At 50.2% G+C, this 17,278-nt stretch carries 13 protein-coding genes; 6 read left to right on the plus strand and 7 right to left on the minus strand.

Annotated elements, in window-relative coordinates:
• Positions 1 to 23: 23 nt before the first annotated feature.
• The 3 genes from NEA10_RS04105 (at position 24) to NEA10_RS04115 (ending at position 2,997) form a co-directional block, all read left to right on the plus strand.
• Entirely contained in the window at positions 24 to 1,094 is a 1,071-nt protein-coding gene (locus NEA10_RS04105) for a DUF262 domain-containing protein (RefSeq protein ID WP_252663947.1), read from the plus strand.
• A gap of 2 nt (positions 1,095 to 1,096) precedes the next feature.
• Positions 1,097 to 1,819 carry an MAE_28990/MAE_18760 family HEPN-like nuclease gene (locus NEA10_RS04110; protein ID WP_252663948.1) on the plus strand — a complete coding sequence of 241 codons (723 nt, stop codon included), beginning with the start codon at positions 1,097 to 1,099 and terminating at the stop codon, positions 1,817 to 1,819.
• A gap of 89 nt (positions 1,820 to 1,908) precedes the next feature.
• Positions 1,909 to 2,997 carry a DNA cytosine methyltransferase gene (locus NEA10_RS04115; RefSeq protein WP_252663949.1) on the plus strand — a complete coding sequence of 363 codons (1,089 nt, stop codon included), beginning with the start codon at positions 1,909 to 1,911 and terminating at the stop codon, positions 2,995 to 2,997.
• A 29-nt stretch (positions 2,998 to 3,026) separates the two neighbouring features.
• Here the strand turns inward: NEA10_RS04115 and NEA10_RS04120 are convergent, their stop codons facing one another.
• From NEA10_RS04120 to NEA10_RS04135, 4 genes are all read right to left on the minus strand, one after another.
• Positions 3,027 to 3,584 (minus strand): hypothetical protein, encoded by a 558-nt coding sequence (locus NEA10_RS04120; protein WP_252663950.1) that lies wholly within the window; start codon positions 3,582 to 3,584, stop codon positions 3,027 to 3,029.
• Between the two features lie 69 nt (positions 3,585 to 3,653).
• The gene (locus NEA10_RS04125; RefSeq protein WP_252663952.1) at positions 3,654 to 5,012 is read right to left on the minus strand and encodes a CRTAC1 family protein; all 1,359 of its coding nucleotides are present in this window, start codon (positions 5,010 to 5,012) and stop codon (positions 3,654 to 3,656) included.
• A gap of 124 nt (positions 5,013 to 5,136) precedes the next feature.
• On the minus strand, positions 5,137 to 5,373 hold the full coding sequence (locus tag NEA10_RS04130; protein WP_252663954.1) for a DUF7219 family protein: 237 nt from the start codon (positions 5,371 to 5,373) through the stop codon (positions 5,137 to 5,139).
• A gap of 168 nt (positions 5,374 to 5,541) precedes the next feature.
• Positions 5,542 to 6,489: a metal ABC transporter solute-binding protein, Zn/Mn family gene (locus NEA10_RS04135; protein WP_374111844.1), complete on the minus strand. Its 948-nt coding sequence runs from the start codon at positions 6,487 to 6,489 to the stop codon at positions 5,542 to 5,544.
• A 102-nt stretch (positions 6,490 to 6,591) separates the two neighbouring features.
• Between NEA10_RS04135 and NEA10_RS04140 the strand changes: the two genes are divergently transcribed.
• Together NEA10_RS04140 and NEA10_RS04145 are read left to right on the plus strand one after the other, a co-directional pair.
• Entirely contained in the window at positions 6,592 to 7,458 is an 867-nt protein-coding gene (locus NEA10_RS04140) for a metal ABC transporter ATP-binding protein (RefSeq protein ID WP_252663956.1), read from the plus strand.
• A gap of 178 nt (positions 7,459 to 7,636) precedes the next feature.
• Positions 7,637 to 8,482 carry a metal ABC transporter permease gene (locus NEA10_RS04145; protein WP_252663958.1) on the plus strand — a complete coding sequence of 282 codons (846 nt, stop codon included), beginning with the start codon at positions 7,637 to 7,639 and terminating at the stop codon, positions 8,480 to 8,482.
• 10 nt (positions 8,483 to 8,492) lie between these two features.
• Here NEA10_RS04145 and NEA10_RS04150 read toward each other — a convergent pair whose 3' ends face one another.
• Positions 8,493 to 14,204: a trifunctional serine/threonine-protein kinase/ATP-binding protein/sensor histidine kinase gene (locus tag NEA10_RS04150; protein WP_252663959.1), complete on the minus strand. Its 5,712-nt coding sequence runs from the start codon at positions 14,202 to 14,204 to the stop codon at positions 8,493 to 8,495.
• A gap of 213 nt (positions 14,205 to 14,417) precedes the next feature.
• Between NEA10_RS04150 and argF the strand changes: the two genes are divergently transcribed.
• Positions 14,418 to 15,338 (plus strand): ornithine carbamoyltransferase, encoded by a 921-nt coding sequence (argF, locus tag NEA10_RS04155; protein ID WP_252665289.1) that lies wholly within the window; start codon positions 14,418 to 14,420, stop codon positions 15,336 to 15,338.
• A 14-nt stretch (positions 15,339 to 15,352) separates the two neighbouring features.
• Here the strand turns inward: argF and NEA10_RS04160 are convergent, their stop codons facing one another.
• Both NEA10_RS04160 and NEA10_RS04165 read right to left on the minus strand, forming a co-directional pair.
• On the minus strand, positions 15,353 to 15,886 hold the full coding sequence (locus NEA10_RS04160; RefSeq protein ID WP_252663961.1) for a pentapeptide repeat-containing protein: 534 nt from the start codon (positions 15,884 to 15,886) through the stop codon (positions 15,353 to 15,355).
• A gap of 535 nt (positions 15,887 to 16,421) precedes the next feature.
• A complete protein-coding gene (locus NEA10_RS04165; RefSeq protein ID WP_252663963.1) occupies positions 16,422 to 17,117 on the minus strand; it encodes a uracil-DNA glycosylase in 696 nt (231 codons plus the stop codon).
• Positions 17,118 to 17,278 lie beyond the last annotated feature (161 nt).

The raw sequence follows: 17,278 nt of genomic DNA on the forward strand, positions 1-17,278 counted from the left end.
ACTACCTAAATTGCATAAAAATCATGAATCAATCTAATGAAAATTTTCCAACACTAGATGATATAAAGTCTCTTGAGCAACAGATAAATGAGCAATCTAAAAAAATTGAGTTTTACATAACTGAGTACACGATTGAAATATTGGCATTGAAGTTGCAGAACGGAGATTTTGAAGTTCCTGACTACCAGCGTGAGTACACCTGGGAACCCGAAAGAAAATCTAGGTTTATCGAATCTATATTCATGGGCCTACCCATCCCATTTTTGTTTTTTTGGGAAAGTCCCGAAACCGGAAAACTAGAGATTGTCGATGGGTCTCAAAGGCTAAGAACCATTAAGGAATTTATTTATGATGACTTCAAGTTAGGCAATTTACAGCTCTTGTCATTACTCAGCAATTTTAGATTTGTCCAGCTATCAGAATCTCGACAAAGAAAATTTAAAAACAAATCGATCCGAGGAATTGTCTTAAATGAACACACAGATGAAGCCTCCAGATTTGAGTTATTTGAACGTATCAACACAGGCAGTAAGGTTGCTAGACCAGCAGAACTAAGACGGGGAGCCTTACATGGATTATTTCAGGAGTTGGTTAGGGAATTAGCCGAAGAAGAAATGTTTAAAGCTCTGGCTCCTCTATCTAAAAAAGAGATTAAGGAGCGTCAACGAGAAGAACTTGTTACACGATTTTTTGCCTATGGTGATGGCTTGGATGACTATAAAGACAAAGTTTCTCCTTTCTTATTCAATTACACAAAAAAGATGAATGCTAAATTTGAAAAAAATCGACAACAGAAAGATGTATATCGTGACCGTTTCGTTGAGACCATGGAATTTATCAGACGAGTATTTCCTCATGGCTTTCGCAAAACTCCTAAGGGGCGGGCCACCCCAAAAGCACGCTTTGAGGCAATTTCAATTGGTAGTTTTTTAGCGTTACAGCAAAGACCGGCACTTAAAAACGAGGATATTGATGTTACATCCTGGCTGAGTAGTCAAGAGTTTGCCAAAATCACAGGTGCTGATGGAGCTAACGCAATCGGTCGTTTAAAAAAGAGAATTTACTTTGTCCGTGATAGGCTTTTAGGAGCTTAAGAATGTTTGACTTAAAGCCAGATTTTCAGGAGCGTTTACATGAAATAGAAGTATATTTAGATTTTTTAGACTCTGTTAATAGCCATATTCAATCAGGCTTGATTGGACAGGATGAAAGTCACTTAAAAATCGACCCTAATCACCAAAAAATACTACATTCAAGTGTTTATCTTCAACTCTACAGTTTAGTAGAATCAACAGTGGTACAATGTCTAGGTGCTTTATCGAGAGCAATCGAAAATCAAAATGTTAAGCCAAATCAGCTATCTGAAGCTTTACGTAAAGAGTGGATTCGAATAACTGCACAAACCGACAAAGATTTAAGTTATACAAATAGATTTAAATATGCCACAGAGCTTTATGAATTGACATCATCTTCTGCATCCATATCAGCATCAAAGTTTGATTTAATAAAACATAAGGCAGGTGGGAACTGGGATGATAAAAAAATCTACAAACTCAGTCAGCGTCTAGGTATTATTTTATCTATAGACGAAGAAACCCAGAGGTCTATCAAAATTCCTATAAAAAATGAGATGGGCCCCTTAGTTTTAATCAGAAAGCTTCGAAACGACCTGGCTCATGGTAAAATATCATTCGTGGAATGTAGTGAAAATACATCGGTTAATGACCTTCGAGATTTAACAAATAAAATATCTAGATATCTTTTACAAGTCGTAATTTCTTTTGAAAACTTTATAAATAATGAAGAGTTTTTGAGATAAATTTAATTTTTTTCTTTTGATCCAACTGAATTTCCCAAGCAAAATAATTTCCAGGCTAATTTACAAATATAAATGATAGAAGTTTTTCAATGATTATAAATTGTCTGCAAAACCATAAAAATAGCCAAAAACAGGTGGATTCTTATAAGCTAACAGCAGTCGATTTATTTTGCGGTGCCGGGGGGTTGACATGCGGTCTAGAAAAAACAGGAATTAATGTCACGTTTGGAATTGATATTGACCCAGAGTGTCAATATCCGTATGAAACCAATAATAAGGCTATTTTTCTTAATAAAGATATAAAACAAATATCATCAAAAAAACTATTGGATTTATTTGATAACTCAGAGCTTAAACTTTTAGCTGGCTGCGCTCCTTGTCAACCTTTCTCAACCTATTCACGTAAAAGCGGACAGAAGGATACTACTAAATGGGTGTTAGTTAGTGAGTTTTCTCGCTTAGTTCATGAGGTAAAACCTGAACTCATCACGATGGAAAATGTGCCACAACTCATAAATCATAAAGTTTTCAGAAATTTTTTAAACCAGCTAGAGTATGACCAATACCACCTCTGGTACAACACTGTAGAATGCTCAAGATATGGTGTGCCTCAGACCCGAAAAAGATTAGTTTTAATAGCATCTTTGCTCGGGGAAATAAAATTACTGCCCCCTGAAGCGTTACCTATAACTAAACCAGCCACTGTTCGAGAATATATTGGAAGCCTTGCTCCTATTGCAGCCGGTAGCTCTGACGCTAATGATCCACTACACAAGGCTTCATCGTTGAGTGAGCTGAATTTGCGTCGAATTCGGGCCTCGAAACCCGGCGGAACATGGCGGGACTGGCCATCAGAACTACTAGCTGAGTGCCATACTAAAATGTCTGGAAAAACCTATCCAAGTGTTTACGGTCGTATGGAGTGGGATGCTCTTGCGCCAACAATAACCACCCAATGTTTCGGCTATGGCAACGGCCGTTTTGGACATCCGGCGCAAAATCGTGCCATTTCTCTGAGAGAGGCAGCTTTACTGCAAACTTTCCCAGACAACTATCAATTTGTTAGTTCGGATAGCAAAGTATCCTTTCACACATTGGGTCGTTTAATCGGCAATGCTGTACCCGTTCGTCTAGGAGAAGTCATTGGCCATACCTTACAGCATCATCTAGGTTTATAAGAAACGACCCCTTGTCTAATAAGGTTTATTTAAAATTCTTGACTTTCCTGAGAATCAATGTTTGACTCATCGGACTGGGACTGTTCCAGGATAAAATAAGCCCCAACCGCCATCAGAAGCATCCCCAGAAGCAACAGCACCTTCAACAGAAGCCGCGATGGAGGGTGAGAATGAGGGTGAGATGTTGGGGACATGGAATCTGAGGAAGCCTTGTCTTCCTGAGAGTTTTCCACATCGGGAGAACCCGTCGCCCCTTGAGATTGGGAAAAGAGGAAATTGGAATACCCCCCCACCGCCACCGCAAACTCCTGTTGCCAGGCCGCAACTGAGTGCCCCGTTTGGCGACCGTAGACTCGGACTCGGTCTACTCCCTCGACTTCCCAGTTAACCACCCTAATCCGTACCGTCTCCAGACAACTGGGGCGATCGGGCACATCATCCTCTGCCTCTAAAATCACATGGAGACACCCCTGCTTAATCACCGCCTTCGATCGCACCCCTGAGGCCTTGAATTGCTGATTCAACAGAGCCGAGATAGCCCTGGAATTTCCCTTACGGGCAAGTTCATGTAAATCCTGTTGCGTCATGGGGTTAGGTATGTCCTAGAGCCGTCGTCCCACCCTAAGCATAGCGGATTCCTCGCCCATTCTTAGGGCCTAAGGAAATCCAGCCGGAGGCTTATTCGAGCCAGGATAGGGAACCCGCACCAGTTGATTGATAGTAGGAGAGATGAGAGTGACCGTCGCGCCATCGGGCCAAAACACCTGAAGGCGATCAATATGGCGATGATGTCCTAAACCAAAATGCGCCACCGGTTCCATTTGACAGAGATAACCACTTCCCGCATCAATGGCCCGGACTTGATGCTGTCCCGCCACCGTCAGGCGGCAGATAGAGCCTCGGGCCGGGGCCCCATAGCGCGTGAGGGGAGCCACTCGTAACCAAGCGCGATCGCTCGTTTGAGGGCGATATAAACTCAACCGCTGGCCCGCAGACTCCCCATGGGACAGCAGTAACTCCAACTGGCCATCCCCATCAAAATCCCCCACCGCTGCTCCAGTTCCCAAACCATCCGGCTCCCAAGCCTCCCCAATATCCAACTGTCGCCAGGCCCCATCCCGCAAGCCAAACAGGCGATTCGGTTCACCGAGGCTATTAAAAAAAATCTCCTCAATGCCATCATTATCAAAGTCTGCGGCAATCACTGTCCGCACCCGCGCGGGCCGAGCCATTTCCCGAGGGGCAACATTACGAAAATGGCCTCGAGTCCCTTGCAAAAACAGGCGATGACTCCCCTCCCAATTGCCATAGACAATATCGAACTGACCATCCCCATCCGCATCCAGAACCGCCACCCCACGACTCTGTTCGTGGACATCTTGTAAGCCAGCCTCCACTGCAATCTCCTCATAGGTTCCATCGGGAGAATGGCGAAATAGACAATTGGCCCCATTTTCATTGACCGCAAAAATATCCATCCCCTGACTCACCAGAGGAAGGGCCACCATCCCCCGAATCCCCGCCACCCGAGTTAAGCCAATCTCCGCCGCGACATCCTCTAAGCGATCGCCCCGTAACTCATAAAAATGGATTGAGCCAGTGGAGTTTGCTGTAAAAAAGCCATAATAGCCCTCCCCCCGCCGATCCACACAGACCGCCGAACGGCCCCCCATGGCCCGCACCGTTGTCCGATCAAACAGATTCCGCCAATGCTGTCCATCCCAACTCAACAGACGGTCCGCATGGCGATCGCGATTGAGACAATAGAGTTCCTCCCAACCATCGCCATTGACATCCCCCGCAATCATCCCCAGCGTTTGCCCAACGGGGTCGGCGATCGCCTCACAGTCGAGGTCTACAAGTTGCTCTCCATCCCATTTCAACACCCGATTCGGATGTCCCCAGCCAGCCACCAGGATCTCGAAACAACCATCTCTGTCGACATCGGTAATCGTGATACCCTGATAGTTCAGCCGGGGATTCCTCTGCAACAAATGGCTGGCATTGATAAACATTAGTGCTGACAATTGGTGTGAGGCATATCCCACCATTCTAACGAACTTGACTGGGTCAGGGGGCCAGAAACGGCGAACGGCCCAACCCTGGAGGGTCAGGCCGAGCCATGAATCATCGGACTGATTAGGATGGGGTATCTCCAATGTTTAACTCTTTTTTAGAGGCTTTGAGCTGCTTCCAAAGGTCTTTAATGGCTTCATAGGCCTCATCCGGGGGCAGCTTGCCACTGGTCTCCAGATTACAAATATAATTTACCCGCTGGGCAAATTCCTGTAAATTGGCGTTAAACACCACATTTTCAGGCTTAAAATCACCATAATAGCGATTGCGAGGAAAAATAAACTGATCGCGGTCGGTCATCGTGGGTCGGCTCCTTGGGTTGCAATAGGGTCATCAGAGCGTCCCTGAGGCTCAGCGGTTTGGATGGGTGGGTTCGGCCAACCACTGCCGTAAACGTACGGAAGGACGATCCATGGATCGCCCTTATTCTAGCGAGTAATGACAGCCACTGCTCGCCCCCAAATGCCCCTAACGGCCCGACTCGAAAGGCGTACAGCGTCCTCCAAGTCCATCAGTGATGGTACAGGTGTTGCTGGCGATCGCCCGAATATAGGAGTCTCCATCGCTTCCCGGCGCCCCAATGGAGTCGGAAAACAGCTCCCTCTCAGCTAACTCCACCCCCGCTTCCTCAGCCACAGTATTAATCAATTGCGGATTAATCGTCGTTTCCGCAAAAATCACCGGAACCCCACTCTCACGGACTTCATCTACCAACTGACGTAGAGTTTGGGCGCTCGGTTGTTCTTCGGTACTAATGCCAATCAAAGTGCCCAAAACCTCTAAGCCATAGGCATTCGCAAAATACTGAAAGGCATCATGAGTCGTCACCAAGAGGCGATTCTCCTCAGGAATCGTGGCAATTTGCTCCCGAACCCACTCATCGAGTTTTTCGAGTTCAGCGGTGAACATAGCTGCATTTTGCCGAAAAATGGACTCATGAGCCGGCGACTCCTCACTCAAGACATCGCGAATATGATGGGTCATGGTAATCGCATGACGGACATCGCCCCAGACATGAGGGTCCGGTTCAATCTCCCCATCCTCCTCAAAATCTAAAGCGGGGATAATTTCCCCCAACGCCACACGCACCGCCGACTCGCCCACGGAATCTATCAAGCGAATCACTCCGGGTTCCAAATCATAGCCGTTATAGAAAATCACCTCCGCATTCTCCAAAGCCACACTATCTTGAGGAACCGGCTCATAGATGTGAGGATCGACTCCCGGCTCTAAGAGTCCCTCATGGGCAATCGCCTCCCCACCGACACGCTCCACCCAATCGGCAATAATCGTACTGGTTGAGACCACCCTCAGCCGATCCTCCTCCCCCGTCGGAACCGTCGGGCCGCAGCCTACCACTCCCAAGACGACAATTCCCAACACCGCTGAGACAGCCCCTTTCAATCTCATCATCATTTTTGAAACATCTCATTCATATTTGTCTCATAAACTTATCATATTTGTCTCATTATTGAGGTATGCTAGAGGAAAGCGCCCAACCCGAATCGACAATTTATCATGTTTTACTCATTTCAAATAAGACGACTGAAATCTAAAAACTCTTTTGAGAAGTTGCCCGTCTCCATCACCTCACTCCAGCCTTGGCGACTCAGCCAATCTCGTATTTCCCATCGCCTCAACGACATCGCCCCTAGTCATTCCGAGGCGATCGCCATCCGCAACCTAACCATTCGCTATCGAGACTGTGAGGCCCTGCGGAACATCAACCTAGACCTTCAACCCGGACAACTCACCGCCATCATTGGTCCCAACGGAGCCGGAAAAAGCACCCTAATCAAAGGAATGTTAGGTCTGATTCCCCAAGCCAAGGGAACCATCACCACTCTCGGGAAGCCTCTCACCCAGCAACTCGAACGAGTCGCCTATGTTCCCCAGCGATCGCAAATCGACTGGACCTTTCCCGCCACAGTCTCCGACGTGGTCATGATGGGCCGCATCCGCAAAACCGGCTGGTTACATCGCTACTCCCCCAGCAGTCGCCGCATCGCTGCCGCCGCCCTAGAGCGAGTTAAAATGACCGAATTTAGCGATCGCCCCATCGGCGAACTATCAGGAGGACAACAACAACGAGTCTTTCTCGCCCGTTCCCTCTCCCAAGAAGCAGAAATCTTCTGTTTTGACGAACCCTTCACCGGCGTCGATGGCAAAACCGAGACCATTCTCTTTCAAATCTTCCGAGAACTGGCCGACTCGGGAAAAATCGTCCTCGTCGTCAACCACGACTTAGGAGACAGCATCCGCAACTTTGACCAACTGATTCTCCTCAACCGCGAACTCATCGCCACCGGCGATCGCCACCAAGTTCTCACCCAAGACAATATGTATCGCGCCTACGGAGGAACCGTCCAATTTCTCAGCCAATAAAGGCCCCAAGAAATTCCCCCCAAACCATCCCATTCCCCATTCTTCCCTCCCCCTACCGCAGCGATGCGTTCCGGCAGTTTTGAATTGATTGGCCTAGGCCACAGTGAACCGATGCCGGAACACATCCTACCGCTCTTGCCTCTTGCCTCTTGCCTCTTGCCTCTTGCCTCTCCCCCCCATGACCCTCCAGATTCTCCTCGACCCCTTACAATATGGATTCATGCAGCGATCGCTCATGATTGCCATTTGTGTCGGTCTCGTCTGCGCCCTGGTTGGCAGCTACCTGATCGTACAGCGTCTCGCCCTTCTCGGAGATGCCATCAGCCATGCCGTCCTCCCCGGAGTGGCCATCGCCTTTCTCTTGGGCATTAACATCCTCATCGGGGCCTTCATTGCCGGAGTCCTCAGCACCGTTTTAATTGCCTGGATTCATACGCGATCGCCCATCAAAGAAGATGCCGCCATGGGGATTGTCCTCTCTAGTTTCTTCGCCCTCGGCATCACCTTAATTACCATCATTCAAAAAGACACAAAAGTCGATTTAATGCACTTTTTATTCGGCAATATCTTAGGCGTTAGTCACCAAGATGTCCGAGAAACCTTTGTCATTACAATTATCATTGGTTTCACTATCCTCGCCCTCTACAAAGAACTGCTCTTTTATAGCTTTGACCCCCAGGGAGCCCAAGCCGCCGGCTTACCCACCAACGCCCTCAACTTCGGCTTAATGATTCTCATCGCCCTAACTGTCGTCGCCAGTCTCAAAGCCGTGGGCGTCATCCTGGTAATTTCCCTACTCATCACCCCCGGGGCCACCGCCTATCTTCTCGTTCCCCGACTGCACCAAGTGATGCTTCTCGGGTCCCTACTGAGCATTCTCTCCAGCATTAGTGGCATGTATCTGAGTTATTACTATAACCTCCCCTCCGGTCCCGCCATCGTCCTCGTTGCCACCGGCCTATTTAGCCTCAGCCTCCTATTCAGTCCTCGCCATGGCATCCTCACCCAAGCCCTGAAATCCTAACCCTGAAATCCTAACGATGTACCGGAATCTTGAGAATAAACTCAGTTCCTTGCCCCAACGTGGACTGACACTCAATCGAGCCTCCATGCTTATCCACCACAATCTGACGACAAATTGACAATCCTAGGCCCGTCCCTTGGCCCACCTGTTTCGTTGTAAAACTGCGTTCAAAAACGCGCGATCGCACCGCCTCAGACATCCCCCGACCATTATCCGCCACCGACACCACCGCTGAGGTTTCATCCTCCGATAACCTCGTGGTGAGCGTAATCCGATTGGGCTGTTCCTGTAACATCTGATAACTCATCCCCTGGCTCGTTTCCTCCAGAGCATCAATCGCATTAGCAATCAAATTCGTAAACACCTGATTTAACTGTCCAGCAAACGCCTGTACCTCCGGTAAAGATCCATAGCGGCGCACCACCTCAATCGCCGGGCGTTGTGCATTCGCCTTAAGGCGATGCTTGAGAATCAAGAGAGTACTTTCGAGACCATCATGGAGATCATAGCGAACCGGTCGATCGCGATCGCTGCGAGAGGAGGTTCGTAACGCCTTACTAATCTCACGAATCCGATTGACCCCCACCTGCATCGAGGACATCAACTTCGGAGCATCCTCTAACAGATACTCCAAATCCACCTCTTCAGCATGATCCAAAATCTCCTGATCCGGCTCAGGCAGGCGATCGCGATAACGCTGTAAATGCTCAATCAAATCCCGAATGTAATTATCTGCCAGAGTCAAATTCCCTGCAATAAAGCCCACCGGATTATTAATCTCATGAGCAATCCCCGCCACTAACTGGCCCAACGCCGACATCTTCTCACTTTGAATCAACTGATGATTTGCCAGATCCAACTCAGCCAGAGAGCGTTCCAACTCTTGCGCTCGTTCCCGTTCCCGCCGTTCCGACGCCTGTAAACTCTCATAGAGGGCAGCATTCTCAATCGAAATAGCGGCCTGAGAGCAGAGTAAGCGCAGCAAATCTAGCCGTTCCCGGGTAAACGCCCCCACGGTCAGATTATTCTCCAAATACAGCACCCCCACCAACTTACCTTGCCGTTCAATCGGGGCACAGAGGAGCGATCGCGGGCGATACTGTTGAATGTAGGGGTCATTCGCGAAACGTTCAGGAGGTCCTAGATGGCCCATCAACTGCCTGGCCGCATCATCCAACGCCACCGCCTCCCGTCGCCGAGCCACATAATAAACCAAGGAATGGGGCAAGTGCTGACACTGTTCCAAGGGCAGACCCTGGCGAACCGTAATCTGTTCCGTTGTCACCGTTCCCACCGCCTCCACAAACAACGGCGGCACATCAGCAGGAGCTATCTCCACCTCTTGCGGCCCCGCCAAAATTAGAAAACCCGTTTGCGCCCCCGCATTCTCTAGAACAATCTCAATCAATTTTCTCAGCAACGACTCCAAGACAATCTCACTCGAAAGCGCATGAGTTGCCTTAATCGCCGTCACCCGATCTAACATATCCCCCGTGGACAACTGCACCGACGTTTCCAACATCGTTTCTAGGGGGGGTTCTGCTAGAGTCGCCTTGAGGGGATCACTCCAGGTTTGTTCTAAGGAGGGCGTTAGGGGTTGTGGACTTGGGAAGCGACGCACCTTGGCCAACGCCCCCCAAATTTGATACTGACGTTCCGCTCCTTGCAGATAGACATGAGCAATAGTCCCCCGTCCTGCCAGACGATAGAACATCGCCGCCTGTTCATGGGCCAACGCCGCATCAAACCAGCGGCCGTACTCCTTCGCCGTTGCGATCGCCCCATCATACTGTTCCATCGCCAACAAAACCTCACCCCGCTGTTGGCAGAACTCCGCCTCAACCAGCAGAAACAAGGCTTTGAAAAGGCGCGGAACCCGTTGGGCCAAAGCTGCCAGGCGATCGCGCTGCACCTGAGCCTCTTGCAACTCCCGAGGCGACAAAGGAACCCGCAGACGAGCCAACAATTGATAGGCCAACTGATAGCCTCCATCCACTAGCCCTAAACTCATCGATGACTGACGCTGGAGGAGCCGCGCCGTTGCTACCGGTTCATCCCACTCCCCAAACAGCAGTTCTGATAGTAGCGTCACAAGAGTGTGCCAATATCGAATCAGGGATGGCTCATCCGACATGGGAACAACCGATGTTTCCCCCCGACTTGGGTTTTCCCCAACCGACTCATCCCCATCTGCCATTAACCGTTCCACAAATGGCTGCCAAATTTCGGCTATGGCCAACCCCAAACGTGGATAAGTTCCCTGTAAACTGGCGATCGCCATCTCCTGTCCCTGTCGTATCGCCGCCAGAGTCGGTTCTCCCCAAAACAACTGACTGCAATAGGATAACGCCCCCTGAGTCAGCGCCGAGACCCAGCCCTGTTCCCGAGCCATAACGAGCCCCTCCCGCAACCTGGGTAAGGTTTCAGCGAGGGGGTAAAACCAAGGCTGAACTCGTGCTGCCAAAAGAATCTGCACCATCGTCACCCGCTCCGACTCAGCCATCAAAGCCGATTCGTCTAGACATTGTAGCGCCCACTCCGCCATCTCTTGCGCCTCCTGCCACTGGCCCTGCGCCGCCGCCAAACTCGCTGACCAAGCACAAGTTACAGCCCATTGAGCCGACCGAGGGAAGGGGTCTAGGAGGCTCACCTGAGTGGCGATCGCCCGTTGCAATAGGGAGACATCCCTTAACGCCGCCACCTCCACCAACGTATTGAGGATCTGTACCCCTAACTCCTGTTGGCGAGAGGGAGCTTCCTGAGCCACCGTTGGCGAGAGCCGTCTGTCTAAAAGCCGAGACCCTTGGGTTGACTCCTCAGTCGGAGCCGCTGCCAATTCAAGCCCTAGAACCCCTAGCCCTTGTTCTGCCATCAACCGAGCCCGATCTTCCTGTTGCAGCAGGCCATAGAAGCGTACTTGTTGGAAATAGGCCAATGCTCTTTCCCAGTCCTGGTGAGCCTCTCGTAACACCGTCGCCAACAACACCTCACTGCGATAACAAGGTAGATACTCCAGCGCCTGTTGACTGAGGTGTACTAACGCCACCTCCACCTCTAAGGCTTCCAAATACACCGCCACAGTTAGCTCATAGTTTTGGTCCCAGCCTTCATCCCCCAAAGCAATCCGTCCCACATCCAGATAATCCCCCGCCGTCTCCCAAGCCGAGGCCGCCTTTGCCTTACGAGCTGCCATCAAATTCAACTGTGCTAACTGCTGGCGTTCCTGAGGATGAACCATCAACGCTGCCCCAGCATTAAACTGATTGACAATCTCAAAAATATGCTCTTCCAAGGCGTCCGGCGGGGTACTGGCTAATAACAAACGGCCAATTTGTACTCGCACATCCTGGCGAATTTCTGGACTAATCAGGGCTAGGGCCGCTTGTTGCACGCGATCGTGGAGAAACTGATAGGTAATCGGCAACTTGGCAATTTCCGCATTCTCCGCCTCATTCCCCTCCGAAGCATCCAACGTCAAGGGAATTTTATAGGACTCATTCAGGGGCAGAATCATCCCTTGGGCGATCGCCTCCCATAAATCTGCCGCCGTGCGACGGGGCGATCGCTCGTTCACCACTGACAACACCGTTAAATCAAAGCGATTGCCAATACAGGCGGCCAACATCAATAAATTCTGAGTCTCTTGGGGCAAGGTTTGTAGCTTGCGTACCGTCAAATCAACGACATTCTCACAAATCTCCACTGACCTTAGACGGTCATCATCCCAACACCAGCGTCCCTGAGAGCCATCAAAATACAGCAACTCATCCCGAGCCAATGACAGCAACAACTGAGTCAGGAAAAAGGGATTGCCATGGGTCTTACGGACCATTAAATCCGCCAACGGTCCCACCTCCGACTCGGGCAAGGCCAAACTATCAGCAATCAGACCTTTAACTGAGTCAAAATCAAGCCCTTTGAGCTTCAAGTGTTCTGGACGAATCCCCTCCCGTTGCAATTCCTCTAGGGTTAACAGCAAAGGATGATTCGCCGTAACTTCATTTTCCCGATAGGCTCCCACCAACAACAGCGGTTTTCCCCGTTCATGACCGCAGCGCAGCACCAAATCAGCCAACAGTTTAATCGAGGCCGTATCCGCCCATTGCAAATCATCGAGAAAAAGCACTAAGGGATGGTCCGGTTGGGCGATCGCCTCAAACAGACGACAGAACACCTCATGTTGAATGCGGGCCGGGACCTCTCCCCGCCCGGGTAAGTCTTCTGAGGAGAGCGAATTGGGTCTGTCTAACAGGGCTTCAAGTTCAGGAATCAGATGTAACGCAATGCTTCGATAGTTCACCGATCCCATCAGGGGAGAGATAGTTCCATGGCTTTGCCAAGCATCCAGGAGACCTCGCGGTCGGCCGACCCCAGAACCGCCCGGGACTGGCGTCTGTAAAGACCCATGAAAACCTGAGGGGGGACTCGACGGGGTGTCTAATGCCTTTTTTAACGATTGCTTAACCGCTTTGAGTCGCTGTTTATTTTCTGCCAAAAGCTGTTCCAAACTATCCAGAACGGCCTGACGAAAGCCAAAATAGGGCAAATTCCGTTTCAACTGTTCAAACTTACCACTGGCAAAATAGCCGCGATATTGAGCCACAGGACGGTGAATCTCTTGCACCAAGACCGATTTACCGACCCCGGAATACCCAGACACCAATAGGAGTTCCGTCCCCCCACCGGACATCACTCGCTCAGCCGCTTGCATCAAGCGAGCTACATCCGTCTCCCGTCCATAGAGTTTCGCTGGAATTTGAAGTTCTGTCGTGCGATCGAACTGGGCCAGGGGGAAGGTGGTAATGGTCTGCTGGCGTTCAAGCTGTGCTTTACAAATTTCCAAGTCCTTGAGTAAGCCAAAAGCACTCTGATAACGGTCTTGGGCACTTTTCGAGAGCAGTTTCATCACCACATCTGACAGGGGTAGGGGAATATCAGGATTGAGCAATTGCGGTGGTGTGGGAACTTTGGCGATATGACAGTGAACGAGCTCCAGGGCATCATGACTGAGAAAAGGAACCCGTCCCGTGAGGAGTTCGTAGAGGGTGACGCCAAGGGAATAGAAGTCACTTTTGTAGTCCACTCGCCGATTCATGCGTCCAGTTTGTTCCGGAGACAGGTACGCCAAAGTCCCCTCCAGGCTATGAAACGGACGATTACTGGTGGTATGGGTTTCTTGAGATAGACGAGAGGCGATGCCAAAATCAATCAGTTGAACCTGGCCTGTGTTGGGATTGTGGACAATGTTGGAGGGTTTGATGTCCTTATGGACGATTTTGGCTTGATGGAGATCCCGCAAGGCTTTTGCCAGTTGGATAGCAATCTCTAAATAGTTCAGCAGTGTGGTGGGAGGGTTTAACAAATCTTTTGGAGCCAGACCCGAGCCTTGGGTGAAGAGAATATCGAGAGATGTTCCCCCGATATCTTCGTAAATGGCGGCCGTAGGATTCTGTTGCAGATCTAGGGCCGCCATTAAATAGGGACTCTTCAGAGAGGCAGCGACATCATATTCGTGGCGAAGACGAGCAATTTCCGTCAGTTGGGGAGACTCACGGCTGGGAGTTTTAATAATCACCGGCTGGCGATCGCTCTGGCGAACCCCCCGATACACTTGGTTTTTGGGGCGGGTTCGTCGATGACGATTGCTATCGGAACCCGCCAGAGTTTGGGAGGGTTCAGGGGTAATTGCTTCAATGATGTGATAGCCAGGAAGAGAAAGCATCAAGACAGTTAGGAGAAAGGCGAGAGGCGGGAGGCGAGAGGCAATGGGCAATAGGCAATGGGGGGGAGGGGGAACAGGGAAGAGGGAGTAGGGAACAGAAACGAGGTGGCTGCCCTAGGCAATGGGCAGGTGGCTATAGGGGTATGGTATAGTCTATGAACGCTGGAATCGGGCAGTGCTGTAGGAGTGTTATCCATGACAACCAACTCAATTGTGAGTGGATTGAACGGACGTGATTTTTTGAGTCTAACAGACCTGAGTGCGGCTGAGGTAGAGGGACTACTGGAACTGGCACAGGCATTAAAGTCCGGGGAGATTACTCCCCACTGTAAGAAGGTCTTAGGATTACTATTTTATAAGGCTTCAACCCGAACTCGAGTCAGTTTTTCCGTGGCCATGTATCAGTTGGGGGGACAAGTGATTGATCTTAACCCCAAGGTGACTCAGGTGGGCCGAGGAGAACCCTTGGCAGATACGGCACGGGTGTTAGACCGTTACTTGGATGTGGTGGCTATTCGCACCTTTGCGCATAGTGATTTGGAGGCCTTTGCCCATTATGCCAATATCCCTGTTCTCAATGCCCTGACCGATTTGGCGCATCCTTGTCAAGCCTTGGCAGATTTACTCACGCTACGCGAATGCTTTGGCGAGATTCGAGGGACTACGGTTACCTATGTGGGGGATGGTAACAATGTCGCTCATTCGTTAATGCTTTGTTGCGCCCTCCTGGGGGTGAATGTGCGGGTTGCTACACCGCCCGGGTTTGAACCCCATGGCCAGATGGTAGAGACGGCTCGTCAGTTGGCCGGCGATCGCGCTCAGGTGGAGGTTCTCCGTGACCCCGTTGCAGCGGTTAAGGGGGTACAAGCTATTTATACTGATGTTTGGGCTAGCATGGGCCAGGAGGCAGAAGCCCGCGATCGCATTCCGGTGTTCCAACCCTATCAGGTCAATGAAGACCTCATGACCCATGCTGATTCTGAGGTGATTCTCCTCCATTGTCTACCGGCTCACCGAGGAGAGGAAATTACCGATGAAGCCATCGAAGGCCCCCACTCCCGAGTTTGGGATCAAGCGGAGAACCGAATGCATGTTCAGAAAGCGTTGTTAGCCAGTATTCTGGGGGCTGTGTAGCCTTAAGCTTGAGGTTAACGACAGCCGAGACTGAAGCGAGTGGCGACCCCAGTGATGGGATTGATGCCCTTGGCGCGATCGCACAGCTTGACCACTTGGAAACGGTCTAAAATTGTCCCGGAGAAGTCGCACCCCTCAATGTCAGCTTCGTTGAAGGTGCTGCTGCTGGCGATCGCATCCACAAAAATGGCATTGCGGAGATTGGCCCGATCAAAGACCACGCGATCGGCAAAGGAGTCGGTTAAATCCACCCCTTCAAGATTCGCTTCAAAAAAACTCCCTTTGGTGAGGATAGTTCCTCGCAGATTGGCATATTGAAAGTTGGCCCCCTTCATATTGGCCCCCGCCAGAGCCGTTCCTTCGAGATTAGCATCTGCAAAATCTCGGTAGCGCAAATCCGTCAGAGTGTAGTTGACGGTATTATCTTGAGCGATCGCCCTTGGAGCGTTCATCCCCATCCCAACGAGCAAAATCAGCAGCACCAGTCCAGTGCGGTAGAGCCATCGGCCCAATCGGTGATGAGTGACAGGATTTAGCCAAAAGGTCACAGCAAATTTTCCTAAACAAACGCGCTTTCTGTTATAACATGGATCGTCCCCGAGGGGTCTCGATCGCCGATGCCGTGAGCCATGGATCGTCTCTTGTGACACTTATGTGACTGTGATCACCGTAGAATAGCCCTGAGATCGCAACGTTCGCCAAGGGATATCACTTAGAAGAGCGACATAGGTCTTAGACGAGATGCCTAAGATCCGCCATAATTAAGCTACCAAGTCAAACATGCTTTTACCTAAGTTCCTCACAACTTTCCTTCCTATGAAACTCTCTCTGCAAGACCGCCCCAACTCAACCCTAAGTACATCATCCTCGGCCATGACTCCCCACTCTAAAAAAATAGGTCGTGAAACGGCTCTTCTCTACGGAGCTTGGACAATTTTACTGCTCTCAATACTGACCATGGTCATCCCGACCTCCAACCCCCATTCCTTTTCTGAGTTTGAGGTCCGTGAGGGAGTTGACGTCCAAGTTAAGTCAGATGACCGCCCCTCCCACTTAATCCCAAATAACCTTACCCCATAAGTATTAGAGCGCCCCCAATTCGTCCACTTTAGCCCGAACCGCTTGAATATCTTGCCAAGTTAACCATTTAGGCTTTCCTTTTTCCCGAGATGAGTTTCGTAACAAGTACGCCGGATGAAAAATCGGCATACAGAGGCGATTTTCCCATTCAAACCATTGACCCCGAATTTTCGTAATTCCTCGCTTTTCCTGTAACAGGGTTTTCACCGCTACAGCCCCTGTCATCAGAATCACCCTCGGATTAACCAGACGGATCTGTTCCAACAAATAGGGTTTACAGGCTTCAATTTCTTGAGGATTGGGATTGCGATTACCGGGAGGACGGCATTTGACGACGTTGCAGATATAAACATCTTTTTCTGTATTAAAATTAACAGAAGTTAAAATATTTTCCAATAACTCCCCCGATCGCCCCACAAAGGGGAGTCCCTGTTCATCCTCCTGCTGTCCCGGTCCTTCACCAATAATCATCACCGGGGCCTGAGGATTGCCCCGCGAGACCACCGCCTGAGTCCGAGTCGAAGCCAGTCCACAGCGTTGACAATTCTGGCAATGGTCATTCAACGGGTCTAGGGTTTCATAGGTTCCCGGGGCGATGGGAACTGAGGCATCCGTCGGGATCTGCTCAACCCTGGCCGCTGCTGGAGGTTGGGGGGAGGAGTCTCCAAACAGACTCAGTTGTTGTTCGTGTTTAGACATCAGTAACAGAGGGCGAATCCGGAAATTCTGCCCCTTTATCCTACCCTGTCTTCGCCGGAGAACGCTTGGGTGTTGCTGCATTGGGATAACATTCAGCCTGGCCGTGCCTGATGAGAATCCCTGTCGTCTCAAGGCATTGACCGCTATCTTATGTAAAGGGG

Source organism: Phormidium yuhuli AB48, from assembly GCF_023983615.1.
Classification (GTDB): Bacteria; Cyanobacteriota; Cyanobacteriia; order Cyanobacteriales; family Geitlerinemataceae; genus Sodalinema; species Sodalinema yuhuli.